Consider the following 26,865-nt stretch of genomic DNA (forward strand, 5'->3'; position numbering starts at 1 on the left):
GAGATACGGGTGAACCCGCCCCGACCTCAATATTGTAGTGCGATCGATCTACCGCTTCACGGCATTGTGTTCCCACTTCCAAACACAGCTAGAAATCAAATTCGTACAGATATGAGCCGTAATTGGCACTAACAAATTCCCAGTAGCTAAAACGCTGTAACCCAACAGCAATCCGACAGCCGTTGCCCAAACAGCATAAGGCCACTGATCCATGCCTCCCAAGTGCAGAATGCCGAAACAAAAACTCGATAAAACTAAACCGATAACATTCAATCCTAAAGCAGACAGCATCACGCCTCGAAATAGCAATTCTTCGCTAAGTCCCGGCAGCAGTCCCAGCCAAATCAAATCCGGCCAAAACAAAGGTTTGAGCACTACTTCCAAGTAAACGTCTGCACTGCGGCGATAACCGGGCCAGAGGTGATAAACGATCGCACTACCGCCTGTAATTGCCAGTCCGATCGCACATCCGTTGAGCAAGTCGATTCCTATCAATTTGACTGGCAAAAGCGATACCGATCCAAATAGCAACCACAATTTAGCTACCGCCAGCAACATAATTGCTGTCACGCCCATTGCTACTAAAACTTGGGTGCGCGTCAAGGGTTCAATTTCAGGGTTTTCGGGAATTTTTTCTGCCACTTAATCACTTTTAGATTGGAGGTTTGAGATTTTAGATTTGTTTTGTTGAGTCAGACAAACAACGCAGGGAGGAGATGTCTGCACCCAAGGAAGCTGGACTGATGCCGGCTCGCAAAGCGACCAAAACTCCGATCGCCTCTAAATATGAGTTTACCTGCAAAGCTTTGATTCCGAGTTTTTCTGGAGTCGCCTGCATCTGGGTTTTGTTGTCCCCCACAGCGATGATTTGTACGGACGATCGCGCACTCAAACTCAGAATAGCACTGCCGCCGCAGGCTGTGGCGGGTATCACCACCGCATCGACTCGATCGGCGGTAATTGATAATTGATTGTGCTGCTGGCTTTCTGGCGCTACCAATTGGGGAGCTTTGCTGAGGCCGGCAAGCACGCAAGGTAGGAAAGTATAGCCGATTTCCTCAGCAGCCGATCGCGGGGACAGGTGCGGATCGAGGGGAAGCGCAGACAGCGCCGGGGCGTGGGCGCAGGGGATTTTAAACGTCCTGACGATGAGGTGGCTGATCACAGCTTCCGCGCCGGCGAGGGGGTCAACTCCTTTGCCGCGGCGGTAGTTTTCGAGGGCGAGGCTGCCTTCATCGTCGGGAAATCTGGCTACAACTGCGATCGCCTCTACTCTTGCTTGTTGGATCAATTTTTCCGCAGCGCGCAATAAACTGTCGGGATTGCCGATCGTCCCCCAAGATGCCCCTGATTCAGAAATACGCAATTCTACTTGCAGAGGGCGATCGGTTAAAACACAATCGGTTATATTCAAACCCAATGTAGCTCTAGCAGCATCAACGGCTTGCAAGTGGCGCAACTGCAAGTCTGGTTCAATGCCGGCATCGAGGATTAAGCCGATGCGATTTTGATGTACCGGTTGCAGACCCCAGCATCCGGCAGCAAATTTGTCAAGGGCGTAACCTTCAACGTAGAGAGCGTTAGGTATCGGCCAATAAAGTTGAGCGCCGTTGAGGACGTTGGGGTGAGTGATTAGGGTGTCTGAAATTTGGGCGATCGCCCTAGCCACCGGCAGCGCATCTCCTGCAAACCCACCAATCGAGGCTCCAACGCCTGTGGGGACTATCAAAACCACTGTCAAAGGGGGGGGGTTCACGATGTTGCGGGGGATGCTTCCACGAGCACGTAGCCTTCTACCACAGCCTTTTGCCGATCGACATCCACGTCTGTGACTGCCCACCGCAGGGGTTCGCCGTACTTTTGAAGTTCAATTTCAATAGCCGAGTGCAGTTGCTCGGCCGTCTCGTGGAGGTCAACTTCTGCGGAAATGAAATGGGTGGTCATAGGGCGATCCATAGTGGTTTTACCGCTAACGGTACTTAGGTCAATTTTAGCTTAGTCCTAGGATTTACCGAATTGGCGATCGTACACAATGTCTTCTTTTTCGGTTTCTATCTTCAAGTTCGATCGGGGATAAGCAACGCACAGCAACACATAACCTTCTGCCTGAAGTTCGGGACTAACGCCCATGCCATCAACTTGATCGACTTGACCCTCAATAATTTTAGCAGCGCAAGTAGTACAAACCCCCGCATTGCATGAACTCGGCAACTCAATGCCTGCGGCGTTGGCGGCGCGGAGAATTTGTTTATCTTCGGGTACTTCTACGGTATAGGTAGAGCCTTGGTGGATCAATTCAACAGTGTAAGTCTTAGACATATATCAATTATTGGTTTTAATTCCCCAATTGGAATTTACGCTAGATTTGGAAACAAAGCAATCAGTATTTTACCGCTGTTTGTGCTTTTGTGCAATTTTACAACGGCATTTTTTATTGATAATTTTTTTTATTCATTGGCTAGGGCGAGCGAGTGGCATTTTGTCAATGACTTTTTCACAAATTATTACAAACCTCACGGCGGAACTGTGCCACAAAGCACTTATACCTAATTATTTTTTTGCCTTCAAGCCAACAACTCCTCAACCGCAACACTAAAACCCGCCAGCACTAACTGAGTGCTGATGGTAGAACCCTGGTTAAAGGTTAACTTTTGAGTTTGAGTCATTATCATTATCCAGCGACTTTCTGGAAAAATTATCCAAACTTCCAGACAACCAGAATCTAAATACTCTTGTGCTTTCATAAAAATTTCTTCCGCAATATCAGTAGGAGAAACTATTTCTGCAATTAACGGCGGACTTTGAGGCAAAGTAGGAACATCGCCAAATTGATCAACAAGTTCAGGAGTCAAATAGGCTACATCAGGACGGCGCACTCGCCTGTCAGTACGACAAGGAACCTCCGTATAGACTTCGCCACCTTGTCCGCTAGATATCTTATAACTTCTCCAAGAATAATCTAGTTTAGATTGGATGCGACTGTGTTTTACTGTCATGCCATTTTTCTCCGCAATTTGCCCGTCCACCCATTCCATATCGTCGGGGGGATTAGCTATAAAATCTTCTAGAGAAACATTGTCTGATAAAACGGCTGCCATTACCATAGCCATTTACTCCCTTTTGCAAAATTCACTCATATTGTAGCAATCAATTGGTAATGGGTAATTGGGAATTGGGAATTGGAACTAACAAATAACCTATGCCCTATGCCCTATGCCCCATGCCCTATGCCCCATGCCCAATTTACTCAATATTAATTTGATTGGGAGGCTTAGGTTGATTCTGTTGCTCATCCTTCAAAGTTTTACGCCCCGAACTAGCATACTCCTTGTACATTTCCACAAACATCTTGGTTAACTGTTGCAAAGAAAGTTGTTCCCCATTAATTTGAGCTTTCATATAAGCTTTAAGCACTTCAATGTAAGCCAAACCGAGGGCAAGCGTGAGAGTTGCTGCGGTTGCACCGGAGATAGCACCGCCGACAACTGTACCCGCACCAGGAATCATTTTAATCAAATTAGTAACAATACTTCTGCCGACAGCAGTCACCCCGCCAGCGCCGCTAATAGCAGACAGCATCGCCGAAATAAACCCCTTATCAAAGGGCATTCCAAAAATAACAGTAATATTAGCAATCATTGCCGTTTGCATGGTCATCAAAATCGGCGCATCAGCAAACGGTACAGGAGTCGCACCGACAATGGCAGAACCTGCAACATAAGCACTTAGATACTTAAATGCCATATCGGATTTGAGCGCAATATTAGCAATTTGTTCTTTAACAAAAGCTTTTTTAGCTACTTCCGGCAGCAGTTGAAAAGTTGCATCTACCAACTTATCTAAACCGTGAGATTTTACTGTATACTCCTCATCAATTTCTTCCGGTTCAGCCATGACGGGGATAATTTGACTGACCGGCAAATTCATGTGTTCCAGTTGCTTGAAAAACTCGCCCGGCTTTTTAGATGTGGTCTGAGTCAGCACTAAAAGAACTGGTACGTCTTTGACTTCCATTTCTTTTAGCCAGTTTTCCTCGACAGATTCTATTCTATTGGCGCTGTGATTGATGCAGTACCAGATGACGTGAATGTGTTCTTTTGGGTGCAGGAGTCTTTGGTCTTCAATCAGTTTAGCAACGTTTAATTGAATAACTTTAATTTGTTCGGCGTTGAGTTCGAGTCCGGGAGTATCGTAGACGGTAATTGGGCAATTCGGTTTGGTATATTGGCGAATGCCTTGAGTGATGGGGCGGCCGACTCCGGTTTCTGCTAAGCGTTGGCGAAAAACGGAATTTATCAGGGTACTTTTGCCGACGCCGGTTTTGCCGATGACTAAAACATTGCACTGTCCCACTTGGTTTTCTGCGTCTTTGAAGGCGTAGTAACTTCTATTTAAAAGCTCGTCTAAGGAAAAGTCGTCTGACATGGCGGTTTGCTCCGATAATGGTGGGATATTAATTCAATACCACCGAATAGAATTCCGATGCTCTACAAACGAAGTCCGCGAAGGCGGACTGAGGATTCTTAAACATATTGTAGCAATTTGATTTCAGAACTGGTGCAACGGGTAGAGGAGAGTTTTGTGTTGCGTGCTGCTACATGAAAGGTTGTAGAATTTAGTTTAAGCTAGCAATCGATCGACATCGATGCTAAAACCTATGAGGATTTGTTGAGTGCTGGCGGTATCGCCGGATCTAAATGTCAATATTTGATTTTGAGTCATCACGAATATTAAACGACTTTCGGGAAAAACTAACCAGACTTCCTGACAGCTAGATTCTAAATATTCCTGTGCTTTGAGAAAGACATCTTCAGCGATATCGGTTGGTGAAACTATTTCGGCAATTAAAGGGAAACTTTGGGGTAAAGTGGCAAGATTGCCAAATTGTGCAACTAATTCTGGTGTGAGATAAGCGACATCGGGCCGGCGAATTTGTTGGTTGGTGCGGCAAGGAACCTCGACATAAGCTTCTCCCCCTTGTCCGCTGGAATCTTTGTAATCTCCCCAGTAACGACTTAGCCTTGACTGAATTTTACCCGTCTTTAGTGTCATGCCATTTTTCTCCACAAGTTGGCCGTCTACCAATTCCATGCGATCGGGCGGAGCGACCGTGAACTCTTCTAGAGCTAAATTGTTTGATATTATGGTAGCAGTGACCATAGTTATTTCCTCGTTTTTACAAAATTCACTTGTTACTATTATGGTTGATACCATGAGAAGTTATTGCGTGATGAGTACCCGCACTTTACTGTAGTTTCTCCTTTCCATCTTCTGCAAATAAAAATTGACCCTCTACCTAGCGCCCGAAGGTTTTTCATAAGCTTTTTTCTAGCTCTACCAAAAATTATCATCCTCCTTCTCTGACGGCTTATGGTGAATTATATGATGCTTGTGATATCAATTAATTTTCGTCTATTTCCTCTGAATCATCCCATTCTAGATCATCTTCTTGCTGCTCTTCTACTTCTTCTGATTCCTCTGAGTAATTGAACATAAAGACGAATTTGTTCTTAGGCAGAATTAGTGTTGGCAAATAGAGAGGTTGATTATCCCAATTCTTTTGTGGTTTTTCACCTTTTTCATACATAACAACGAGTACAGGGACATCAGTGTATTTTTGTCTGGGCTTACTTAGCCACTGACTTTGTGCAAAACCAGAAACCCAAGGTCGAGTTTGGTTTTTCAAGTCCAGCCCATCACCCTTTTTACCTCGACGAACGTTGAGAATACCCTTATGGATACCTTCTGCTTTCATTGCTTGAAGTGCCTGTTTGACTCGCTCATCTTCCCAGGGATACCCCGAACAGAAACGGCTTGGCATTTCTGAAATAATCTGGATTAAATAGTCGATGTCTACTTCATGGTCTTCATCATCATCTCCCTTAAATTTAGACAGAAGTTTATCAAGTTCTTCTGTGTGCTTTTTAACTTCAGAAGCTTTCCACAATGGATCGCGGGGGTAAATAGAAGATCCTGGGGTAAAAACACCAATGGCTGCTGGATTAAGGACATTTGCACGGGTGGGTCTAAGTTTTCGACCAACCCACACTGGCGTAAGCTTAATTTTGCCAGTGTTCTCATCAATTACTTGACGCATACCCTCATCTGACTCATGGATAGCGCGGAAATCGTCTAAAATGTTTTTGGGTAAAAAGAGGCGAGTAACATCTAACAATTCCTTGCGATAACCAAACATTCGTGCGTGCTGATGAACTGTGTCCATTGTCTTTTGCTTGGCATCACGCCCGTAATAAGTAATCATCAATCCTTCAATAGTTACACCACGCCCCAAGCGGTTTCCTCCAATTAGAATGTTTATACCTGGGCTGTATTTCGGTTCCTTATCTGGATTGGTGGCATCAATAACTTTTGGTATAGTATTTCGTAACTCATACTCTAGCTCCACAACAAGGTCATTGAGAGGTGGTAAGTTAGAAGCTGTTTTGCTTAACTCTGCATGAGCTTGACTTAGCCATTTGAGCGCATCCTCTCGCTTTGTGACAGATGATTTAGATCGCAGAGCCTTGTCAAGCTCTACAACAAAGCTGCCAATAACATTTTCCAACGTGCTATGAGTAATGCGCTTGTGGTCAATATGAGCTAGAAAAGAATACTTAGCATCTTTATTTGGTGCTGATTTCATTTTGTATATCGAACCAACAAAAAAACAGCACAAAGCTAATTTCAGCCCTGGCGGCATATCCCAATTATCTCCAGGGTTGATTTTTCCTCTCTGTTTTTTTAACTTATCCAGTTCTTCGGCTTCCACCGTACAGCAATGTTGGCTATTTTGTTCAAAAAAAATGTCTCCTCCTATATAAGTATTGCCTGGTTTAGAGAGTACGCAAAAGGCTGGTTTACAGGGGTGATCCAGATTTTGCAGCAACAAGCTTTGAGGGGGAGCTGTAATTTGTAAATATATGTGATTAGCAACTTGTTGCCTAATTTTGGCTATTAATTCAAATATCTTACTATCAGGAACTGTATTTTTTTCCTTCTTAGCTTTCTTGGCTTCGTTGGTATTTAGACTAGCATGGTCAGCCTCATCATCAAAGATCAGAGTGGGTACGCTACTGGCTTTAGCAGACTTTAGAACCTTAAGCAAGTTCTCAAGATGACGCACATTTTTTGTGGATACTAAGACAACACCAGTATCATTAATATAGTGGTGCAGTTGATTACCGAATTCTACGGGATCATTTTTCCATTGTTCCCAATTACGAACAACAGGGCCACCTTTGATCTGATTCGTGAAACGCTCTGCTGTTTGTTTACCTAGCCATGTATTATCAGATGTTAATACAATGAAGCAACGGAATTTATTAGCTTCAGCAAGTGCCAGCGTAGCAATGGTAGTATTAGTTTTGCCGCTTTGGACTTTCCCATAGATTAGTCCAGTCGTACCATCAGGTATTTTGCCTTTATGAGGATTGCTAACAATACCTGTTCCTGTAGCACCAACATCACCAGGGTCAAATTTTGTTGAGTAAACATCAACGCAATTTTGTACAATTTCAACACCAACTTGCTTTAACTGCTCTGTTGCTGTGTCTCCAAGTTGGCTCTTCACCCTGTCAAGAAAGTTGTTGATACAATAGCCATCATTTTTAATAGGAATCTTACTCATGGCGGTTTTTTTATTTTACAAAACTACGCGAGGCCAATCATTCTGAGGTATAGTCTGATTCATCTGCTGCCTGCCTGGGCCACTTACATGGTAACTTCCGTGAGGTCGCCTAGACACGGATATGTGTTGAACACTAATATCTGCATTTTTATCAACTATACTCCACAATCGCTCTTCAGCTATACAGCAGATACCGTCTTTGTGACAAACTAGCGCGATAAATGCCGAAAAGTCAGGATACTTGTCATACACAGTAGCTAGAGCAGATTTTTCCTGAGCACTCAATGTGAAAGACCATGCAGAAGTAGCTTTCTTAGAAATTTTGAAGAGAATAGCTGACTTACGGCTATCACTTTCAACTAAGTATATTGACTGATGTATTTCAAAGGCATGGGTGATAGTAATCCTAGAGCCAGAGTTAATTAATCTTAAGAACGCTGCACCATGCAGAAAATCCTGATCGTTAATCATTTAGTATTTAGAAATGTTCTAGCAGATATTTCTCTTGTGCATAAACCTTTCGCAGCGACTCCACGGCTATTGATCGCAACATAAACTTAATCACCCCCACCATTTCCCCCCACTCCAACAATTCAGAAACACAAACAGCTTTCTGAAATCTCGCCGCATAAAAATCCACCCAAAAATCCGGCGCGTGTCTCTCTTTCTGACTCGCCATCCGCCGCTTCCAATAACCAAAATCTAAACCAGACGGCGATTCCACTCCCAAAACAGGCGGAAAGTCGGCATAACTCACAAACCGACTCATCCCTTGGGCGTGCACGTACAGGATATGCGCCCAGCACTCGAAGCGATATATTTGTTCTACCTTGATTTTCAGCAGCCGCGCGATCGCCTCTTTCGTCACAAACCGGCTCAATCTGTGTCTGGGGGTTGATTTTATCGAAAATTTTGTTAACATGATGTTAAGCAAATCCTTTGTAAAGAGTGCAAACTTTTGTAAAGGGATTGAATTTGGATAGGCGATCGCTTTTTAGTTTTCCAGACCTGGGGGCGATCGCTTTTTACATTATAACTCTATGACTTATATTAGTCACTTGTCAAGAGGTTATGGGATTAATTAAGTTGCGGGTTCGAGAATTTGCTGCCGAGAAAGGCTGGACTCTAAAAGAAGTTTCAGAGCGATCGGGAGTAGTTTACAGTACGCTCAGAACCTATGCCCGATCGCCCGGATTAGCAACTGTTGACGTGACAGCCTTGCACAAGTTGGCGAGGACTTTTGATTTGTCGATCGAAGATTTGTATGAGATTGTGCAGGAATAGTCGATCGCTTTTACGAACTAATTATCCACTCAATACTGCTCGACAGTTGCTAGCATCTGATTGACAGACTCACCCCGTTGTAGGGCTTCCCAATCAGATGTAACAGGTTGATAAGAACAGTAACACACCACAATTCGCTCCTCAGTATCGGAAGCAAAAAACAGAGGGACTTCGTTTGTGTAAAAGCAGTTTCAACCGCCGAATTATCTTAAAAAAAGCGCCTGAGTTCCCTCAGACGCCTAGCATAAAATCAACAAATTGTCAACCCTAACCTAACCGTTCAAAGCCTCAGCACCGCCGCAAACTTCCAGGATTTCCTGAGTAATTGCCGCTTGCCGCGCCTTGTTATAAGTCAGCGTCAAACTACCGATCAAATCGCTAGCATTCTCACTAGCATTGTTCATCGCCGTCATCCGCGCAGCCAACTCGCTAGCAGCAGACTCTTGCAAAGCCCGCAGCAATTGGTTGTTCAAATACAAAGGCAAAAGAGCCTCCAGAATTTGCGCCGGATCTTGCTCGAAAATCATGTCTCTGGGCAAACTCTTCGTAGGTGAAGCAACCTTCTCGCGCGATACTTGAAACTGTCCGCCTTGCGATGTCAAGCGGAAGATTTCATCATCAGGAGTTTCCAAACCTTGGGGGTCGAGGGGCAGCAAGGTTTGAATTACCGGACGCGAACTAATTAATGACACAAACTTGGTGTAAATTAGCTCAACTCTGTCCACAGTTCCTGACAGGAACAAGGAAAGCAATTCATCAGCAATTTGTGCCGCTTCCGGTGCTGTGGGAATTTGTTCCAAGTTAGCGTAAGTAGCATCAATCGGCTGTTCGCGGCGCTGGAAATACTGAGTAGCTTTGCGTCCTACCAACACGTATTTGTAGTCTAAGCCTTCAGCTTTGATTTCCTTAGCGCGATTTTCGGCGTATCTGATGATGTTGCTGTTGTAGCCGCCGCACAAACCCCGATCGCCCGAAACTACCAACAGTCCCACCGATCGCACTTCGCGTTTTTTCAGCAGCGGCAAATCCAGGTTTTCAAACTGCAAGCGTTCCGCCAAACCGTATAATACCTCTGCCAGTCGATCGGCAAAAGGCCGAGTAGCAGTCACCTGTTCTTGAGCGCGGCGCACCTTTGCAGCGGCCACCAAGCGCATTGCTTCTGTAATCTTTTTAGTGTTCTTGACCGACTTAATGCGATCGCGAATAGTTTTCAGATTTGCCATAACTTTCTCCTTACATCCTTGCCCGCATCTTCTTAATTAAAACCGCAGATTAACGCAGAGTAACGCAGATTAACTTCAGATTATCTGCGTTAATCCGCGTTCATCTGCGGTTCAAAATTCCTACTTGTCTACGCAGAAACTAGAAAACTTTGCTTGTATTCAGTGATGCCTTCTTTCAGCAGCTTCTCAGCTTCATCAGTCAAAGCTTTTCCGCCTTGAACAATTTCGCCGTACTTCGGCTTGCTAGTCCGCAAATAGTCGCGCAAACCAACAGTAAACTTGCTGACTTTTTCCACCGGAATGTCATCCATATAGCCGTTAATACCGGCATAGATTACAGCCACTTGTTCGTTCATCGGCAAAGGCGAGCTTTGGGGCTGTTTCAACAGTTCCCGCAAGCGCTGACCGCGCGACAATTGATTCTGAGTAGCTTTATCCAAGTCAGAAGCAAACTGAGAAAATGCTGCCAGTTCTTCAAACTGCGCCAATTCCAATTTCACCTTACCGGCTACTTTTTTCATCGCCTTAGTTTGAGCCGCCGAACCTACCCGCGATACCGAAATACCGGGGTTTACTGCAGGACGCAAACCAGCGTTAAACAAGTCAGAAGAAAGGAAGATTTGACCGTCGGTAATCGAAATTACGTTCGTCGGAATGTAAGCAGAAACGTCACCAGCTTGGGTTTCGATAATTGGCAAAGCAGTCATGCTGCCTTCGCCCAAATCGTCGCTCAATTTAGCAGCGCGTTCTAGCAAGCGAGAGTGCAGGTAAAACACGTCTCCGGGATAAGCTTCGCGACCGGGAGGACGGCGCAGCAACAGAGACATTTGGCGGTAAGCTTGTGCTTGTTTGGAAAGGTCATCGTAAATGACCAAAGTGTGCTTGCCTTTGTACATGAAATACTCGGCTAAGCTAGCACCTGTGTAGGGAGCTAAGTATTGCAGGGTTGCGGGGTCACTAGCGTTGGCTGCTACTACGATCGTGTAGTCCATCGCGCCCTTTTCTTGCAGGACGTTGACGATGTTAGCTACTGTAGAAGCTTTTTGACCGATCGCTACGTAAACGCAGATCACGTTTTCCGATTTTTGGTTAATAATCGTGTCGATCGCGATCGCAGTTTTACCGGTTTGTCTGTCACCGATAATCAGTTCCCGCTGTCCTCTTCCCACCGGAATCATCGCATCAATAGCGGTAATTCCTGTTTGCATCGGTTCGTAAACAGAACGTCGAGAAACAATCCCCGGTGCCGGAGATTCAATCAAGCGAGATTCAGTAGTTTTAATTTCTCCTTTGCCGTCAATCGGACGGGCCAAAGCATCAACTACCCGTCCCAACATTGCTTCACCCACGGGGACTTCAGCAATTCTGCCAGTAGCAGTAACTGCCGAACCTTCTTGAATTCCCAAACCTTGGCCCATCAGCACTGCGCCGACGTTATCTTCTTCCAAGTTCAGTGCAATGCCCACGGTGCCGTCGGCAAATTCTAGCAATTCCCCAGACATAGCTTTATCCAAGCCATAAATCCGGGCAATGCCATCGCCTACTTGCAGAACAGTACCGACGTTAGAGACTTTTACGTCTTGGTCGTACTGCTCAATTTGCTGGCGAATAATGCTGCTAATTTCGTCAGGTCTGATTGCTGCCATGTTAGTTATTATCTGTCAGTTGTCAGTTGTTAGTTGTCAGTTATCAGTCGATGTTTTCTGCCAGAAAGAATTGGGATTTGGTAATAAACATTTGGGAATAACAGCTCGAAAACAGAAATTAATTTATTCCTGATTCCTGTTTAATTCTTCCCTTGTTCTTTCTTCCTTCTTCCTTCTATCCGTTACATCCCGTACATTGCTCGTTGCCGAACTTCCTGCTTCCTTAAATCAGGAATTCAAGCGAAGTCCCAGACGGCGCAATTGTCCCCGCAGGCTGGCATCAATTACTTGAGAGCCTACTTTGATTACCACACCGCCGATTAAATCTGCGTCTATTTTGGTTTCAATTTCTACTTGACTAGCGCTGGTCATCGCCTGCACTTTCTCGCGAACAGTCTGCTGTTGAGCGTCTGAAAGCGGGACTGCCGATGTAACTTCAGCCAATACTGTTTGGTTTAGTTCTCGGAGCCTTGCCAAGTATTGTTTGCCAATTCCTTCTAAAAAAAGAATTCTTCCTTTGTCTACTAATAGCTTCAGAAAGCTGTGCATCAAGGGGCTCATTTCTTCACCCGCTATTTGCCCAATCACGGCTTTTTTAGCATCCGGTTTTACCAGCGGATTGGCTAAAAATTGACGCAAGTCTTCCGAACCTTCTAGCAGGCTCAGTAAGGAACGAATATCTTCGCCAAACTTCTCTGAGAGATTGTTGGACTGAGCCAGTGACATCAAGGCAGATGCGTAAGGCTGTAAGACTTCTGTGCTGACTGTACTCACGTTTTAGCCTCCCAGTAACGCAATGCTGCGATCGATTAATTGGTGTTGAGCGCTGTCGTCCAAGCTAGTTTTTAGCTGGCTTTCCACCTTTGCTAATGCCAGAGATACAACCGCCGATCGCAGTTGGGCGATCGCTCTTTCCCGCTCCGCTTCCAACTCTTGACCTGCTGTTGCTCTCATTCGTTCAACGTCTTGCGCTGCCTGAGCTAGAATTGCTTCTTTTGCTTTCTTGGCAGTTTCTTCAGCAGCGGCACGAATTCGTTCGGCTTCTGCTTGCGCTTGAGTCAGTTTTTGCTGTTGCTCTGCTAGAGCTGCTGCTGCATCTTTTTGGCGTTTTTCTGCATCTTGAATCGCCTCTTGGATGGCCGAACGCCTCTCTGTCAGGATTTTACCTACAAATCCGCGCCCGAAATAAAACAGCACTGCAATAATAATGACCAGGTTAATCAGGTTGGTTTCTAAAATATCGAAATTTAAACCGAAACCACCTTCGCCGCTAGCTTCTGTGGCTAGCAATAAAACAGTCCCCATGATACTCTTCCATAATTGCGCGTGCAGATTGGGTGAAGCGATTTTAGATTTGAGATTCCCTCAAAAATCTAAAACTCTTCTGTCTCGCTATTTGGCCAGCGACTGCCCTAATAGCTTTTCGAGAATTTGGCCGCTGAGCGCGTCTACTTGTTGTTCTAGTGAGCGCATTGCTTCTTGCTTTTGCTGCTCTATTTCTTGCCCAGCCTTTTCTCGCGCGACTTGAGCTTCTTGTTGAGCCTCAGCTACTTTTGCTGCCCCAATTTTTTGGGCATCAGCTTGAGCAGCAGCAATTACTGATTGAGACTGTTTGCGAGTTTCTCCCAGTTTTTGCTCGTACTGCTGCGCTAGTTGCTGAGCTTTTGCCAAGCGTTCTTGGGCGGAGACTTGAGTGTTGCGAATGTAATCGGCGCGATCGTCAATTGACTTGCTGAGCGGCTTGTAAAAAATTACATTCAAGACTGCGACTAGAATTAAAAACTGCACCGCCATCAGAGGCAGCGTAGCATCTATATCAAACAGTCCGCCTTCCTTAGCCGCTTCTTCAACTGCTAGTAATACTGTCCAGTGCATCATGATTTTTTGACGGCTTCCATCTAATTCGCTTAATCGATTTTAGATTTGAGATTTTGGATTAGAATCGCCAAAACCTCAAATCTAAAATTTCCAATTATTATGCGAAGGGGTTGGCAAACAGCAGCACTAGGGCTACGACCAAACCGTAAATTGTGAGCGCTTCCATGAACGCCAAACTCAACAGCAAGGTGCCGCGAATTTTACCTTCTGCTTCCGGCTGACGGGCAATCCCTTCTACAGCCTGACCTGCTGCATTTCCTTGACCGATGCCAGGGCCGATTGCAGCTAAACCTACTGCCAAAGCGGCGGCAATTACGGAAGCGGCAGCAACTGTTGGGTTCATGATGATTTTCCTTATCTAAAGTACAAAATTGAGAACAGATAGTCTACAGAATTGTCCGATTTAACGGGAGGAAGTTTGAGTTCAGAATTTTTCTTTTTCCTCCTTCATTCTTCGCCGTTTATCGTTAGTTAATCGTGGTGTTCTTCGCCGTGACCGCCTTCTAGAGCTTCACCTATGTAGGCTGCGGCTAAGGTTGCAAAAATCAAAGCTTGAATTGCACTGGTAAATAGTCCCAGAACCATCACTGGCAGAGGAACAAATAAAGGCACTAGCAACACTAGCACTCCGACCACCAATTCGTCCGCAAGAATGTTGCCAAACAAACGGAAACTTAGGGACAGAGGCTTAGTGAAATCTTCTATGATTTTGAACGGCAACATGAAAGGCACCGGTTCAACATAGTGGGCGAAATACCCCAAGCCGCTTTTGCTGAGACCTGCATAAAAATATGCTAGAGAAGTCAGCAGTGCAAATGCTACCGTCGTGTTGATGTCAGCGGTAGGAGCTCCCAATTCACCTGATGGCAGCTTAATTAGCTTCCAAGGAATTAGAGCGCCAGACCAGTTTGACACAAAGATGAACAGAAATAATGTACCAATAAACGGTACCCAAGGGCGATATTCTTTTTCCCCAATTTGGTTTTTAGCCAAGTCCCGAATAAATTCCAGCGCATACTCCATAAAATTTTGCATTCCGCTGGGAATTCGCTGGATTTTGCTGGTTCCTAAAATCGAAACTACGACTAAAACGGCAATTACAAACCAGGAGGTTAGAAAAACCTGCCCGTGCACTTTCAGATTGCCGAGTTGCCAGTACAACTGCTGGCCAACTTCCAATTTGCCGAGGGGGAAACGATTAAAGGTGTTTAGAACGTCAAGCATTGCCATTCAACGGGCTTCCCCATACAAATCGATGAGTTGAGTTTTGCTCGAATTGCCTGACCTACCTGTAGTCTAGTGCTAATGCACTTCGGATCACGTAAACCAACAGCGCAGCTTTGTAAGTCAGAAATCCCAAAAATATCGGTAAAATCTGTAGCTGATTCCACTGTGTTCCTACTATCATCACCGCTAAAAACACACCGAGCCTTGTCTTGCTGATGCGCTGATTTTGGCTGCCGATTCGTTCAACGTCTCTAGCCAACATCTTTAAGTAAACCACACCTGTGCTCGCCCCAAGCAAATAATTCAGGGCAATATTGAGCGAGTAAAAAATCCAAACGGAGATAAAAATAATCGCCGTAAAAGCAAGGGTGTACGCCAACAACTCTTGTTGGAGGCGATAAAAGTCTTGCATGGGATTGCTAGTCTCGGACGAGGCTGTCGAGACTGTCGAGACTGTGCCAGCTTGAGGAATATCCTCGTTTGCTGCTGCGGGTTCGGTGGGTGTGTTTTGCGTGTTCACGAAGCTCAGAAACTAATGCAGGTAGCAGGCGAGTGCTTTGCAAACTCAGAAAAATCATACCACGCTGCGGTAACAATACTTAAAATAAAATTAATCATATTTTCGGAATTTGGTGTCGGGCGCGTCGGAAACCTCAACCCGTTAAATGTCCGATCGACCTCACCCTACCTCTCCCACCGCCACACTGCACTTTGTTACACATTGTTCTGCCAGTTCTCACTAAGTAATTCTCACTTAGTGAGAAGTGAGAAAGGACGATCGCCCGAATCGATGAGGTAACTCTCCCTTGTCTGCCTCTGCGCGGTACAAGAGTTAATTCTAAATTCGATCTCATTCAATAACCTTAAACTCTTGAAGCGCGGGGACGAAATTTTTATTCTCGTGGCTCGATCGACTAAGCTTAATTAAAGCAAATCGCTGTAGAGGCTGCAAACTCGCCCACTGTGCCAAAGAAAGTGTCACGCCGAGCTCTTGCGCTTTTGCAGAAACCGACTCCGGTACAGTTGCAGCATCCATCCACGGGGGATTTTCATCAACCGCCAAATCAGTTCCCGGTTTGCCTGTCTGTTGAATTAATATTTGATTTAGCTTTTCTCGGTAATCAATAATTTCTGCTTCTGTCAAGCAAGGTTCCTCTACAAGACTTTGCCGTTCTGCTTGGTTGAAATGATTCCAATCCTGCAACTTTAATTTAATGCCGCAAGTATCTAACTTGAGACGTACTTGCATGGGGATGCAGCGCAAAGCTTCGACAAAATCAGCTTCAAATTCAAAGAACATATATTTAGCAAGTTTATTTCAGTTGTCAATGAGATTTTTTTTATTAACCGCAGAGGGCGCAGAGGGCGCAGAGTAAGAGAGGAGGGGGAAGGTGAAAAGAAATTGATGCAGGTTTATTGCTCTCTATCAATAATTGCAGAAAATCGAGTCAGCATTTATAATTAAATAATATTACAAACTATTGACATGGATACCGTAGACTACCTTCGGATTAGTTTAATCGACCGCTGCAACTTCCGCTGTCTCTACTGTATGCCGGAAGGTAGCGAGTTGGACTATGTATTGCAGCAGCAGTTGTTAACTCACTCGGAATTGCTAACTCTGCTGCGGGAAGTTTTTATACCGGTGGGATTTACCAAGTTTCGGTTGACTGGTGGGGAACCGCTGCTGCGGCCTGGGGTGGTGGAATTGGTGAGGTCGATCGCATCTTTGCCGGAAACGCGAGATTTGTCAATGACAACCAACGGCTTTTTGCTGGCGGGAATGGCGGAAAATCTCTACAATGCTGGTTTGCGCCGGATTAATATTAGTTTGGATTCCTTGGAACCGGAGACTTTTGATAAGATAATTGGCAGTCGGGGACGATCGCGGTGGACGCAGGTTTGGGAGGGAATTCAAGCGGCTTATCAAGCTGGATTCGACCCGCTGAAACTGAATGTTGTGGTAATTCCCGGTGTGAATGACAGCGAAATATTGGATTTAGCGGCGTTAACAATTAACCGCAATTGGCACGTTCGTTTTATTGAGTTTATGCCGATCGGGAATGGGGATTTATTTGGCGATAAAGGTTGGGTAGCTTCGGCAGAATTGCGGCAACAAATTAGCGACAAATACGGGTTAGCCGAGTCGGGAGTGCGCGGTAACGGGCCGGCGGATGTGTTTCAAATTCCGGGGGCGAAAGGCACTTTAGGATTTATCAGCCAAATGTCCGAGTGTTTTTGCGATCGCTGCAACCGGATGCGTTTGTCTGCTGACGGGTGGCTGCGGCCTTGTCTGCTGAACGAAACGGGTCAAATTGACTTAAAAACTGCTCTCCGCAGCGGGACTCCTACAAGCGAATTGCGCGATCGAGTGCGGCAGATATTGGAGATGAAACCGGAGATTAATTTCAAGCAGCGAGATTCGGGAACTACTCAAGGAAATTACAGCCGCACCATGTCTCAAATCGGCGGGTAAACTACCCGAAATCGATCGCTCTCAAAATACATTATAGTTAAGACAAACTTTGTAAATCTTCCTCAGATAGCTGGACTATTTTCATCAAGGCTCTTAAGGTTTCAACTTTCAAATCTTGATTCCGGTGAACTGGAATTGACAAAATTTGTTCTATTTCGGCGTTTTCATAGATATGATGACTGCCAGTAACTCTTTTCAAAACCCAACCTTTCTGCTCTACTATTTTGCACAGTCGCTTTCCTGAAATAGATTTCATACAGCAATTTCAACAACTTTATCTGTGGAGGCAATTGCTTCACGACTATTAGCAACATCGAGCCAACCTTCAATCGCATCTTTTAAATTAGCCACCACTTCTTCCATAGTATCTCCTTCGGTAATACACCCGGGAAGTGCGGGAACTTCAGCCCAATAGCCACCTTCTTCTGCGGGATGGATGATTGCTCTAATTTTCATACATTTATTCAGTCATTTGTTAAGGATATTATAACTATTATTAGTAAATACAGGAAATTATAGCCGCACCATGTCTCAAATCGGCGGCTAATTATCTATTATCAGGGATAAGTCAGTCTGGAGAAACGCCCTCGCCTTGCGCGCGGATCGATCATAAGCTGGCGTTACCTGTCCTAGGTCGCAGGACTTCGACATTCAACTCTAGTTTCTCTCCTAGCCACAAAGAATGTTTCGTATGGTCTGCCACATCGTCGCCTGTTTCAGGGTGAATGAGAATATTGAGCCCCTCACGATTCAGCATTAACCAGGGAAGCACTTTGCCAAACTGGTCTGGTAAAAATGCAACTTGATACATTGCTTGCGGGTGGGGGCCAATGGGTTTGTCATGCCAACGCCCAAGCTGCACCTCAAACTGAGTCAATCCTTCTCGTACACGCGCTGCGGCATCGCGATTATCAGCGTCGAAGTAAATATGTCCATGAAAACCAACGATGTTAATGGTGTCTTCTTTCATCATTTTCAGTGGATTATTGAGCAGAGATCAACAACTTTATATTAGCTTATACCAATTTTTTATGAAGCTGCATAGAATCTGATCCCCCCTAACCCCCCTTAATAAGGGGGGGACAAGATTTTTCTCAAAGTCCCCCTTCTTAAGGGGGATTTAGGGGGATCGAGATATGTGCAACTTCACATTAAATTGGTATTAACTTGCTGGATATTTTCTTCACTCCTGTAAACTCCTTAAGTTGATATCTCCTCAGTCTTTGCTTTTTTGGTTTTATACTACGACAATACCAGCATACTCTCTGATTCTCTCTATCAAAACTGACTAATTATGTCGATTTACTCTCGCTGAATTTGAACAATTTTAGATGTTGAGCAATTGCCAACACGGAGATAAATAAATTTGTGAGGATGACCGTAAAGTAAACTCCGTTGATGAATGTCAGAATCTTTGGAAACAATCACAAAATCATTTGCCTTTGCATATTCCCAAATTTCTGCATCATCAGTATTTGTCAGTCCTAGGGTTTTGACATGAGCAGAATCGGGATACAAACCGATAATTCTCTGAAGAATTCGGTCTGAGAGGTTTTCGTCCAACAGTAGTTTCACAGGGATGCCACAAATAACTTTTTTTCACGATCCGCTGCAAAAGCAAGGCAGGCTTTGATGTCTGCCGAAGTTAGTTCGGAAAAATCTTCCAGAATTTCTGCTTCCGTCATGCCACCTGCGAGATATTCTAAGATGTCGTAGACGGTGATTCGCATTCCCCGAATACATGGTTTGCCACTGCGTTTTCCCGGTTCAATTATGATGATGTCGTGGTAGTCCATAAAGCAATATTTTGTACTAATAAGCGTAATTATAGCTGCAAATAGTCCTGGTTTGTTTAGGTCAGGATTTCAGGTTTGAGCAAGTAGTGAGAAAAAAAGAACCCTGACGTTGAAAGTAGCCAAGGCGGATCAGTTTTCTCATGGTCTGCGGCAAAAGCAAGGCAGGCTTTGATGTCTGCCGAATTTAGTAGGGTTTTCCACCAATAAGACTCCAAAATTGGCGGCAGTCCGATCGACACGGGGCGATCGGCTTGACACTTGCCACGGCTGACATGGGTGGCACGGCTCCAAAATTGCAGGATAGACGCCCTGTTGTGAGGTTTTGGGATCGATTGCACGTCTGGCACTGGCACGGCTGCCACAATTGCACCCTAAGCACGTCTGACACGGCTCGGAGTGTTGGCAGTGTCGGAGCGGTTGCACCTTGCCACGGTGGGAATGTTGCGGGTCTAGCGCTGTCGGAGTGTTGGAGCGGTGGCGGGGTTGTGTCAGTCTAGCTTTTTTGCATCAAGTGTCGAGATGTAAATAGTTGATGTCTTTAAAAATGTTTTGTGTTAAACTACTTTACTGTAATTTAGGAATGTTCTGTATGATTACTTCACATATAATGATGCCTACCTTTAGAAAGGATTCTTTATTTCAATCTGTTGAAGATAGTTTTACTTTGACAGAGGTCGCTAGGTACGATTTTGACTTAGGTTTAGAAGTAGGTGAGTTAATTAAGATTAGTAATTTTACATCTTTATCTTTAGAGCTAGATTACATTATTGAAGCTAGAGTTAAAAATAAATCAAAAATTTTTAAAGAAGAAAGGATAATTGTTGATGAGGTTGAGAAGGCTAAGTTTATAGTAAGAATTGAGTACGTTGTAGAATTTGAAAACAAAAAGAATTTAGACACATCTTATACGGGTCAAGAAAAAAGTTTCCTCTCATCAGATTCAGATTTGTTTTTAATGGAACTGGTAGAACTAGCGTATCAAGATAGCATAACTATTCCCATCACTCTTTTTGTTCAAGGTATAGTTGTTAAAGGGTGGTTGAGTAATGAAAATTGGTATTTTGTAAACATAAGAAAACATATCAAGAAGGCTATTAGTATTTATCCTACAGATGAAAGTAGAGTTAAATTTTTAGATTCCTTTAGAGAAGGAAGAAAACTGAGAAATCAAGAATTTATCTATTTATCAAGTGCTGAGATTCAATTTGGCAATTCTAGAACTAGAACAACCGATTGGGGTTTTTGGAGAGGTCGTTTAAGCCATGTTGATGGATTTTTGTTAGGTCACGTGACAAACGAAAGTTCATTCAGTTTAGAAGAAGATGAATATTGGAATGATGATGCTTATAACGATCTTTAATTAAACTTAGTAAAGTAAAGTTTTCGATATCCTTCCATCACTTGTACATACACACAGTTCTAGATGTTTGACGCTCTAAATCAGGAAATCACTCTTTCCTGATTTAGTAAAGTAACGTGCCTGATATTTGTTGGTCTTCTTAACTGGTTCCCAGGCCTTAGCCTGGGAACCGAGATCCAGAGGCTCTGCCTCGCTAACGGATAAAAATAAAAACAGGAGGCAGAGCCTCATGGAATGTGTTCGGACTGTCACACTGGTACGGCTGGCATGGTTGGCAAGTCTGGTGATCGTTTCGCTGGCACGGTCGGAGCGGTGGGAGTGTTGGTAAGGTTGGAGCGGTTGCGGGTCTAGCTTTTTTACGTTAAACCTTCAGGTGTATAGGGTTTTTTGGTCAGGTGAGGTATATCGTTCTTATGTTTAAAAATCTTTTGATTGGTCTAATCTCTACTGCCGGAGTTTTCTTTCCTTCTTTTTCTGGTGGGAGTGTCGCTACTCCGTTGCTCCAAGTTCAAAATCCCAACACATATCCAGAGGCTGACAAAAATGGAGACTACCGCATTGTCAACGGAAATAGTGTAGTCATGCCTTGGGTGTGGGAAGCCGTAGATCCAGAAGGTTTGAATGTTCGCTGTCAAGATAGGACTGGTCCGAGTAACCGACTGGATATGCTTGAGTTGCCCGTTGATAGAGTTATGCCACCTGGAGAAAGATTTGATACTGTTGGAATTTCTCTTGACCGACGGGGAAAACCTTGGCTATGGGTTGGTACTTCATTCAGTCGATTTCGCTGCTGGGTTAGAGCTAATACAAATTACGTCCGACCGATTCAAAGAATTAATCGCAACCTATAGCTTTTTTTGTTGGTCTTCTTAACTGGTTCCCAGGCTAAGGCCTGGGAACCGAGATCCAGAGGCTCTGCCTCGCTAACGGATAAAAATAAAAACAGGAGGCAGATGCTCATGGAAGGTGTTCCCAAGCTAAGGCCTGGGAACGAGCAAACATCTAGGCTTTGCGCTTCCGACGGCGAATCAGCACACTCATCACTTGGTTCGGATTAGCTGCACGTTGTAGGGGACTCCAATCGCCAACTTGGGCAAATCCCAGGCGGTACAAAGTGAGTATGGTTTCCCTGACACCCGATTGCGAACCTGTCACCGTTACACACACCACATCCTGTTCCGATTCTGCTGCTGAGTCGTCATTTGGCCGTGCAAATTTGTTGTCGTCAGGCAAGAATTCCTGTGACATAATTATGTTCTCCTGGTTTTAGGTTTTCTAGAAAAACCCAAAAACCCAGCCGCCCCGCTTTTCAACGCATAGCAGGGCGGCTACAGAGGATGTTAAGATACTCCGTTAGCCTCCAGACTGCTGATATCAGTTTGGCGGTTATGCTGTCCATTGCTGTTACCAGCAGCTTTGGGCAGTGCAACTAGATTTTTGGGCGACGCGGGGTACTTCCTCTACAAGCAAAGCAACCTCTAACTTCAAAGCGTAGCCGCAGACGGGGGCCTGTGTCAATCCATTTGGGATTTTAGGAGTAAGATAAAATGAACCGCGAAGGCACGAAGGACGCGAAGGAAGAGAAAGAAAGAGATGCAGTTCTTCCTTCGCGCTCTTGGCGTCTTCGCGGTTCGTTCAAATAATGAAAAAGCCCTATAATTTCGGTGTTAGCAAAATTAGCTGTTTTGATAAGATCGATCGCACTTCATCCAATCCCATCTCCACATCCGCCAAAATCTCCCCAACACTCTTCCCACCACCTTGTAGGGGCGGTGCCCCCGTGCCCGCCCTGTCTGGGGGGGGTACACAACCTTGCAAAAACTCAAATTCCGCACTTGACAAATTGAGCAATTGGTAGTTGCAATCAAACACTTGTTGACTAGGCCAACCGTGCATACAACTACTCAACTCTGGAATTGCCGCCAAAAGTGCCCGATCGTCCGACCAATCAATTTTATTAACAGGCTTTTTGCCCAAGAAAAACTCGTAATGAGTGATTTCCGTATCCAACAATTCAATTAATCGATAAAGCTCTCGTTCCGTCAAACCCTGAGCTCTTTCTATCAATTCTGGTGCTTTCCCCAAAAGTCTTTCTAACTGCCAATATCCCGGATTTGAGAAACCGATAAATTCCAATCCCGAAGCGTCAATTAACTCGAACAAAGTCTCGATATTGTAGTCAATTTCCTGCGGGTGAACGTACATATCAGCAAAACATTCGTCCCGCCGATTTTCTCCTGCCCAACGCTGTTTTTCGTACTTGACAAGACGGTTGTTTTCTGGTAAGGAAGCAAAGATTTGACGGCCTACTTTCACACCATCGGGATAGTCACCTTTTTGCGGGCCTTGAAGAAGCCCGATCGCCCTTTGCATGAGTTGAATTTCCCAGCGTCCGAGCTCAGCATACACAAAAATGTGCATCAAACCACCCTCCGCCAACTTCGCCGCCAGCGCTTGAATGCCCCGGATCGGATCGGGTAAGTGGTGCAGCACGCCGACGCAGTTGATCAAATCAAACTCGCCCTCTAACTCGGCGGCATCGTACAAGCTGAGGTGGCGAAAATCTGCTTCACGCGCTCCCGAGCGCCGACAGCGTTCTTGTGCTACTTTCAAAGCACCTTCACTCAGGTCGATCGCCGTCACCGAAGCTTCAGGATTGAGGTGAATCAGATAATCGGTGCTCGAACCAGTGCCGCAGCCAGCATCTAAAATCCGAATATCCAGTTTTGGCGGCTTTTGCCCGGTGCAAAAATTGTAAGCATCAGGCCAACTCCAGCGCCAGTTGTATCCAGGCGGCGGTTCATCTGACAAAGGATCGGGCGGGAAAGGGAAAGTATCGTAAAGCCGCCGCACGGCAGCGCTGATATCAGGCGTAGTATCCATAGGTGAGGTAATAGTGCGTGGGTTTTGAGATTGGTTGTCAGTAGCTACGGGGTAACAGCGCTACGCCATGCACTTCTGTGGCTGCGTTACTCGCAACAAAAGTGTCGCTTCGCGATAGTTGGGCAAGCCTCAAACAGAGGGATCGGGCGATCGACCAACCCATGACTGCCAAGCCCTGACAGCTCGTGCGTAATAAAACTTATCATTTTTTCTCATATACGCTCTCTTAAATCTATACAATAAATGTCGGCAGGCTTTTTAACAAACAAGGACTGTCAATAACCCACCGCTGAACTGTCTGGTAAAGCGGAGGCGTCTTTAAGCAGAAAGTTAAACGCCCAGAAAAAGGCCGAAGAAAATTTTTGATTTTCTTTTCCCTTAATTGACGGCACTTGCTGCAATCGCCCAAAGGCAACTCTCCTGCCGAGTCTTTTTTTCCACGGGTATGCCGGCGGAGCGCAGCGGAGGGAGTACCCCGTGCCTGCCTTCGGATCGGACATTTCCCGGCAGGCAGAAAGATGAAACCAAAACATTTTAATCTAAGAAAGTAAGCGCGCCCGAACCTCGTGACGGGTAAAGGCAAAAAGTAAACAAAGCAAAAATACCTACTTTGCCCTGCATGAGAAGGCAAGGTTAGTCGGGTTAAATGCTGCAACTATTTAGATAGGGAGCGAAGGAGTCTAATGACTGTAAAGGCAAGTGGTGGAAGCTCGGTTGCGCGTCCGCAACTATATCAAACTGTACCGGTCGCAACAATTTCGCAAGCAGAACAGCAAGACCGCTTTCTACAGCGGGGCGAACTCAGCGAACTGGCAAGTTATTTCAGTTCAGGGGCTCTTCGGATCGATATCTCTGCGACGCTGACCCAAAACTCGGAACTGATAGTATCCCGCGCAGCCAACCGGATTTTTACCGGCGGTTCCCCGCTGGCATTCTTGGAAAGACCACAAGAACCTGCGATGGCTGTAGCAGGCGCGGCTCGCGGCGGCTCGGGGAATGTCACTGAAGGCATGAAACTGGGAACTGTTACCTACGTTGAAGGTCGCGCAGGCGGCGGCAACGGCTCAGGCGGCGGCGGATTCTTGGGGCTGGGAAATCTATTTTCTGGCAACGGTGGCGGCTACAGCGGCCCAATCCCAGCAGGATTTCAGCCGATCAATGTCTCGCGCTACGGCCCGGGCAACATGACCAAATCTCTGCGGGACTTGAGCTGGTTTTTGCGCTACATCACCTACGCGATCGTCGCTGGCGACCCGAACATTATTTCGGTGAACGTGCGCGGATTGCGGGAAATCATCGAAAATGCTTGCTCTTCGGCGGCCACAATTGTGGCAATGCAGGAAATGAAGGCAGCATCTTTGGGCTATTTCAGAAACAATGCAGAGGCCGCTGCGATCGTCGGACAGTATTTCGACGTAGCAATTACCGAATTCAAAGCTCCCACACCTTCAGACAAGGTGCGGCAGCGTGAAAGCAACGACCAGCAAGGGCTGCAACTGCCCCAAATCTACTTCAACGCCTCCGAGCGACGGTCGAAATTCGTCATGAAAACCGGCCTGTCTGGGGGGGAAAAGCTAGAAGTAATCAAAGCAGCTTACCGCCAAGTTTTTGAGCGCGACATTAGCCGCGCATACAGCCAAAGCATTTCTGACTTGGAATCCAAGGTCAAAAATGGCGAAATCTCGATGAAAGAGTTTATTCGCCGCCTTGGCACATCTCCTCTGTACCGCCAGCAATTCTACGAGCCGTTTGTCAACAGCCGCGCTGTAGAATTGGCCGCCCGCCACTTCCTAGGCCGCGGTTTGAGCTCGCGGGAGGAATTTAGCAAGTATTTTGCGATCGTCAGCAAAGGCGGCCTGCCAGCCCTTGTAGACGCGATGGTCTATTCCCAGGAGTATTCCGATTACTTCGGCGAAGAAACAGTGCCTTACCTACGCGGTTTGGGCCAAGAAGCTCAGGAGTGTCGCAACTGGGGCCCGCAAATTGATTTGTTCAATTTCAGCGCTCCGTTCCGCAAGGTTCCTCAGTTCATCACCTTGTTTGCCGGGTACACCCAGCCTCTGCCAGACCAGCACGTTTACGGTGTTGGCAACGATCCGCTGGAAATTCAGTTCGGCGCGATTTTCCCGCAAGAAACTCGCAACCCCAAGAGCCGTCCCGCTCCCTTCGGCAAGGACACCCGCCGCATCCTGATCCGTCAAGGTGCGGGGATTGACAATCAGTTGAGCAATCCGGCGGCTCGCGGTGCTGCTCCTGGTTCTCTGGGCCCCAAGGTCTTTAAATTAGACCAGTTACCAGGCGGCTATGTGGCTTCCAAGAAAACTGCTCGCGGTGTCTCTAGCAGCTACAGCAACAGTTCCAGTGTCAAATTTACCGAAAGTTCCACCCAAGCGGTGATTCGGGCAGCTTACCTGCAAGTGTTCGGTCGCGACGTGTTCGACGGCCAGCGCCAAAAGGTAGCGGAAATTAAGCTGGAAAACGGCGAGATTCCGATGCGCGAGTTTATTCGGATGTTGGCGAAGTCGGACGTGTTCCGCAATATGTACTGGAGCAAGCTGTACGTTTGTAAGGCGATCGAGTACATTCACCGCCGACTCCTGGGACGCCCTACCTACGGCCGCCAGGAAATGAACGCTTACTTTGACATTTGTTCCAAGAAGGGTTTTTACGCGCTGGTCGATGCCATCCTCGACAGCACGGAGTACAACGAAGCTTTTGGGGAAGATACAGTTCCCTACGAGCGCTATGTGACTCCCGGTGGTTTGTCGATGCGGACGATGCGATCGGGTTCCGTCGCTGAGCAAAATGTCCAAGCTCAGACGCCAGAAACTCCTCGGTTTATCGAACTCGGCACTGCGCTCGATCGGGGCGAATTCGAGTTACAAAATAGCCTCGCTCAAGGTGTCAGCAAGCGGCGCGAACAAACTAAGGTGTTCAAGCTGACGAATACTTCGGACAAAGTAGCTTTGAAAACTTTAATTCAAGCTACTTACCGTCAAATTTTTGAGCGCGACATCCATCCCTATGTTGTGAAGAATGAATTCACGGCGCTGGAAAGCAAACTGGGCAACAATGAAATCAATCTCAAGGAGTTCATTGAGGCTTTGGGCTGCTCGTCCCTGTACATCAAACAGTTCTACGCACCTTATCCCAATACTAAGGTGATTGAGTTGGGAACGAAGCACTTCTTAGGCCGCGCTCCCCGCAATCAAGCGGAGATTCGGACCTACAACCAAATCTTGGCAAGTAAAGGGATTAAGGGCTTTATCAACGCAATGTTGAACAGCGTTGAATATGCCGAGGCGTTTGGCGAGGATACTGTTCCTTACCGTCGCTTCCCGACTCTGCCTGCTGCGAATTTCCCGAATACCGAAAGGCTGTACAATCTACTCACCAAGCAGAATGATGAGTTGGTGGTTCCAAGCTTTGAGCCAGTAGCTGCTACTGACAGAAGCTAGATTGATT

At 45.9% G+C, this 26,865-nt stretch carries 32 protein-coding genes; 5 read left to right on the forward strand and 27 right to left on the reverse strand.

Annotation, left to right across the window (positions count from 1 at the left end):
• Positions 1 to 48: 48 nt before the first annotated feature.
• The 10 genes from QUB14_RS02230 to QUB14_RS02275 form a co-directional block, all read right to left on the reverse strand.
• Positions 49 to 642, reverse strand: a complete 594-nt coding sequence (locus QUB14_RS02230) for a CPBP family intramembrane glutamic endopeptidase (RefSeq protein ID WP_333214060.1) — start codon at positions 640 to 642, stop codon at positions 49 to 51.
• Between the two features lie 31 nt (positions 643 to 673).
• Entirely contained in the window at positions 674 to 1,756 is a 1,083-nt protein-coding gene (locus QUB14_RS02235) for a DUF3326 domain-containing protein (protein ID WP_333214062.1), read from the reverse strand.
• Positions 1,753 to 1,944 (reverse strand): hypothetical protein, encoded by a 192-nt coding sequence (locus tag QUB14_RS02240; protein WP_190738159.1) that lies wholly within the window; start codon positions 1,942 to 1,944, stop codon positions 1,753 to 1,755. The genes QUB14_RS02235 and QUB14_RS02240 overlap by 4 nt, the downstream gene beginning before the upstream one ends.
• 57 nt (positions 1,945 to 2,001) lie before the next feature.
• Entirely contained in the window at positions 2,002 to 2,319 is a 318-nt protein-coding gene (locus tag QUB14_RS02245) for a 2Fe-2S iron-sulfur cluster-binding protein (RefSeq protein ID WP_333054544.1), read from the reverse strand.
• Positions 2,320 to 2,564: 245 nt separating this feature from the next.
• Complete coding sequence (locus tag QUB14_RS02250) at positions 2,565 to 3,110, reverse strand: Uma2 family endonuclease (protein WP_333214065.1); 546 nt, start codon at positions 3,108 to 3,110, stop codon at positions 2,565 to 2,567.
• 133 nt (positions 3,111 to 3,243) lie between these two features.
• A complete protein-coding gene (locus tag QUB14_RS02255; protein ID WP_333214067.1) occupies positions 3,244 to 4,425 on the reverse strand; it encodes a GTPase in 1,182 nt (393 codons plus the stop codon).
• 195 nt (positions 4,426 to 4,620) lie between these two features.
• On the reverse strand, positions 4,621 to 5,160 hold the full coding sequence (locus tag QUB14_RS02260; protein WP_333214069.1) for a Uma2 family endonuclease: 540 nt from the start codon (positions 5,158 to 5,160) through the stop codon (positions 4,621 to 4,623).
• A gap of 241 nt (positions 5,161 to 5,401) precedes the next feature.
• Entirely contained in the window at positions 5,402 to 7,627 is a 2,226-nt protein-coding gene (locus QUB14_RS02265; protein WP_333214071.1) for a Z1 domain-containing protein, read from the reverse strand.
• A gap of 15 nt (positions 7,628 to 7,642) precedes the next feature.
• Positions 7,643 to 8,098 carry a hypothetical protein gene (locus QUB14_RS02270; protein WP_333214073.1) on the reverse strand — a complete coding sequence of 152 codons (456 nt, stop codon included), beginning with the start codon at positions 8,096 to 8,098 and terminating at the stop codon, positions 7,643 to 7,645.
• A gap of 7 nt (positions 8,099 to 8,105) precedes the next feature.
• Positions 8,106 to 8,549: a hypothetical protein gene (locus QUB14_RS02275; RefSeq protein WP_333214075.1), complete on the reverse strand. Its 444-nt coding sequence runs from the start codon at positions 8,547 to 8,549 to the stop codon at positions 8,106 to 8,108.
• Between the two features lie 149 nt (positions 8,550 to 8,698).
• Between QUB14_RS02275 and QUB14_RS02280 the strand changes: the two genes are divergently transcribed.
• Entirely contained in the window at positions 8,699 to 8,911 is a 213-nt protein-coding gene (locus QUB14_RS02280) for a helix-turn-helix transcriptional regulator (protein ID WP_332958465.1), read from the forward strand.
• A 272-nt stretch (positions 8,912 to 9,183) separates the two neighbouring features.
• Here the strand turns inward: QUB14_RS02280 and QUB14_RS02285 are convergent, their stop codons facing one another.
• The 9 genes from QUB14_RS02285 to QUB14_RS02325 form a co-directional block, all read right to left on the reverse strand.
• Positions 9,184 to 10,134: a F0F1 ATP synthase subunit gamma gene (locus QUB14_RS02285; protein WP_006631110.1), complete on the reverse strand. Its 951-nt coding sequence runs from the start codon at positions 10,132 to 10,134 to the stop codon at positions 9,184 to 9,186.
• Positions 10,135 to 10,262: 128 nt separating this feature from the next.
• Complete coding sequence (atpA, locus tag QUB14_RS02290) at positions 10,263 to 11,780, reverse strand: F0F1 ATP synthase subunit alpha (protein ID WP_333214077.1); 1,518 nt, start codon at positions 11,778 to 11,780, stop codon at positions 10,263 to 10,265.
• Positions 11,781 to 12,008: 228 nt separating this feature from the next.
• Positions 12,009 to 12,554, reverse strand: coding sequence for an ATP synthase F1 subunit delta (gene atpH / locus QUB14_RS02295; protein WP_333214079.1), 546 nt, complete (start codon positions 12,552 to 12,554; stop codon positions 12,009 to 12,011).
• Positions 12,555 to 12,557: 3 nt separating this feature from the next.
• Positions 12,558 to 13,085: a F0F1 ATP synthase subunit B gene (locus QUB14_RS02300; protein WP_333054531.1), complete on the reverse strand. Its 528-nt coding sequence runs from the start codon at positions 13,083 to 13,085 to the stop codon at positions 12,558 to 12,560.
• Between the two features lie 87 nt (positions 13,086 to 13,172).
• Complete coding sequence (locus QUB14_RS02305; RefSeq protein WP_006631106.1) at positions 13,173 to 13,658, reverse strand: F0F1 ATP synthase subunit B'; 486 nt, start codon at positions 13,656 to 13,658, stop codon at positions 13,173 to 13,175.
• Between the two features lie 97 nt (positions 13,659 to 13,755).
• Positions 13,756 to 14,001: an ATP synthase F0 subunit C gene (atpE, locus tag QUB14_RS02310; RefSeq protein WP_006631105.1), complete on the reverse strand. Its 246-nt coding sequence runs from the start codon at positions 13,999 to 14,001 to the stop codon at positions 13,756 to 13,758.
• A gap of 128 nt (positions 14,002 to 14,129) precedes the next feature.
• Positions 14,130 to 14,888, reverse strand: coding sequence for a F0F1 ATP synthase subunit A (atpB, locus tag QUB14_RS02315; protein ID WP_333214081.1), 759 nt, complete (start codon positions 14,886 to 14,888; stop codon positions 14,130 to 14,132).
• A gap of 55 nt (positions 14,889 to 14,943) precedes the next feature.
• Positions 14,944 to 15,405 carry an ATP synthase subunit I gene (locus QUB14_RS02320; protein ID WP_006631103.1) on the reverse strand — a complete coding sequence of 154 codons (462 nt, stop codon included), beginning with the start codon at positions 15,403 to 15,405 and terminating at the stop codon, positions 14,944 to 14,946.
• A gap of 330 nt (positions 15,406 to 15,735) precedes the next feature.
• A complete protein-coding gene (locus QUB14_RS02325; protein WP_333214082.1) occupies positions 15,736 to 16,185 on the reverse strand; it encodes a nitrate reductase associated protein in 450 nt (149 codons plus the stop codon).
• A gap of 186 nt (positions 16,186 to 16,371) precedes the next feature.
• On the opposite strand from QUB14_RS02325, the gene moaA reads away from it, so the two are divergent.
• Positions 16,372 to 17,361, forward strand: coding sequence for a GTP 3',8-cyclase MoaA (gene moaA / locus QUB14_RS02330; protein WP_333214084.1), 990 nt, complete (start codon positions 16,372 to 16,374; stop codon positions 17,359 to 17,361).
• A gap of 37 nt (positions 17,362 to 17,398) precedes the next feature.
• Here moaA and QUB14_RS02335 read toward each other — a convergent pair whose 3' ends face one another.
• From QUB14_RS02335 to QUB14_RS02360, 6 genes are all read right to left on the reverse strand, one after another.
• A complete protein-coding gene (locus QUB14_RS02335; RefSeq protein WP_333214086.1) occupies positions 17,399 to 17,617 on the reverse strand; it encodes a type II toxin-antitoxin system HicA family toxin in 219 nt (72 codons plus the stop codon).
• Complete coding sequence (locus QUB14_RS02340; RefSeq protein WP_172184525.1) at positions 17,614 to 17,817, reverse strand: type II toxin-antitoxin system HicB family antitoxin; 204 nt, start codon at positions 17,815 to 17,817, stop codon at positions 17,614 to 17,616. The genes QUB14_RS02335 and QUB14_RS02340 overlap by 4 nt, the downstream gene beginning before the upstream one ends.
• A gap of 151 nt (positions 17,818 to 17,968) precedes the next feature.
• Complete coding sequence (locus QUB14_RS02345) at positions 17,969 to 18,334, reverse strand: DOPA 4,5-dioxygenase family protein (RefSeq protein ID WP_333214089.1); 366 nt, start codon at positions 18,332 to 18,334, stop codon at positions 17,969 to 17,971.
• Positions 18,335 to 18,663: 329 nt separating this feature from the next.
• Complete coding sequence (locus tag QUB14_RS02350; RefSeq protein WP_333214091.1) at positions 18,664 to 18,936, reverse strand: DUF5615 family PIN-like protein; 273 nt, start codon at positions 18,934 to 18,936, stop codon at positions 18,664 to 18,666.
• Entirely contained in the window at positions 18,933 to 19,157 is a 225-nt protein-coding gene (locus tag QUB14_RS02355; RefSeq protein WP_333214093.1) for a DUF433 domain-containing protein, read from the reverse strand. The genes QUB14_RS02350 and QUB14_RS02355 overlap by 4 nt, the downstream gene beginning before the upstream one ends.
• A gap of 56 nt (positions 19,158 to 19,213) precedes the next feature.
• Positions 19,214 to 19,519, reverse strand: a complete 306-nt coding sequence (locus QUB14_RS02360) for a hypothetical protein (protein WP_333214095.1) — start codon at positions 19,517 to 19,519, stop codon at positions 19,214 to 19,216.
• 227 nt (positions 19,520 to 19,746) lie between these two features.
• Between QUB14_RS02360 and QUB14_RS02365 the strand changes: the two genes are divergently transcribed.
• Complete coding sequence (locus QUB14_RS02365; RefSeq protein ID WP_333214097.1) at positions 19,747 to 20,517, forward strand: hypothetical protein; 771 nt, start codon at positions 19,747 to 19,749, stop codon at positions 20,515 to 20,517.
• A gap of 413 nt (positions 20,518 to 20,930) precedes the next feature.
• The gene (locus tag QUB14_RS02370) at positions 20,931 to 21,368 is read left to right on the forward strand and encodes a hypothetical protein (RefSeq protein ID WP_333214099.1); all 438 of its coding nucleotides are present in this window, start codon (positions 20,931 to 20,933) and stop codon (positions 21,366 to 21,368) included.
• A gap of 151 nt (positions 21,369 to 21,519) precedes the next feature.
• Here QUB14_RS02370 and QUB14_RS02375 read toward each other — a convergent pair whose 3' ends face one another.
• The gene (locus tag QUB14_RS02375; protein WP_333214101.1) at positions 21,520 to 21,765 is read right to left on the reverse strand and encodes a hypothetical protein; all 246 of its coding nucleotides are present in this window, start codon (positions 21,763 to 21,765) and stop codon (positions 21,520 to 21,522) included.
• Between the two features lie 405 nt (positions 21,766 to 22,170).
• Positions 22,171 to 23,400 carry a class I SAM-dependent methyltransferase gene (locus QUB14_RS02380; RefSeq protein ID WP_333214103.1) on the reverse strand — a complete coding sequence of 410 codons (1,230 nt, stop codon included), beginning with the start codon at positions 23,398 to 23,400 and terminating at the stop codon, positions 22,171 to 22,173.
• A 683-nt stretch (positions 23,401 to 24,083) separates the two neighbouring features.
• Here QUB14_RS02380 and QUB14_RS02385 point away from each other — a divergent pair.
• The gene (locus tag QUB14_RS02385) at positions 24,084 to 26,858 is read left to right on the forward strand and encodes a phycobilisome rod-core linker polypeptide (protein WP_333214105.1); all 2,775 of its coding nucleotides are present in this window, start codon (positions 24,084 to 24,086) and stop codon (positions 26,856 to 26,858) included.
• The last annotated feature ends 7 nt before the right edge of the window (positions 26,859 to 26,865 follow it).

Source organism: Microcoleus sp. B3-D2 (genome assembly GCF_036705345.1).
GTDB lineage: Bacteria > Cyanobacteriota > Cyanobacteriia > Cyanobacteriales > Microcoleaceae > Microcoleus.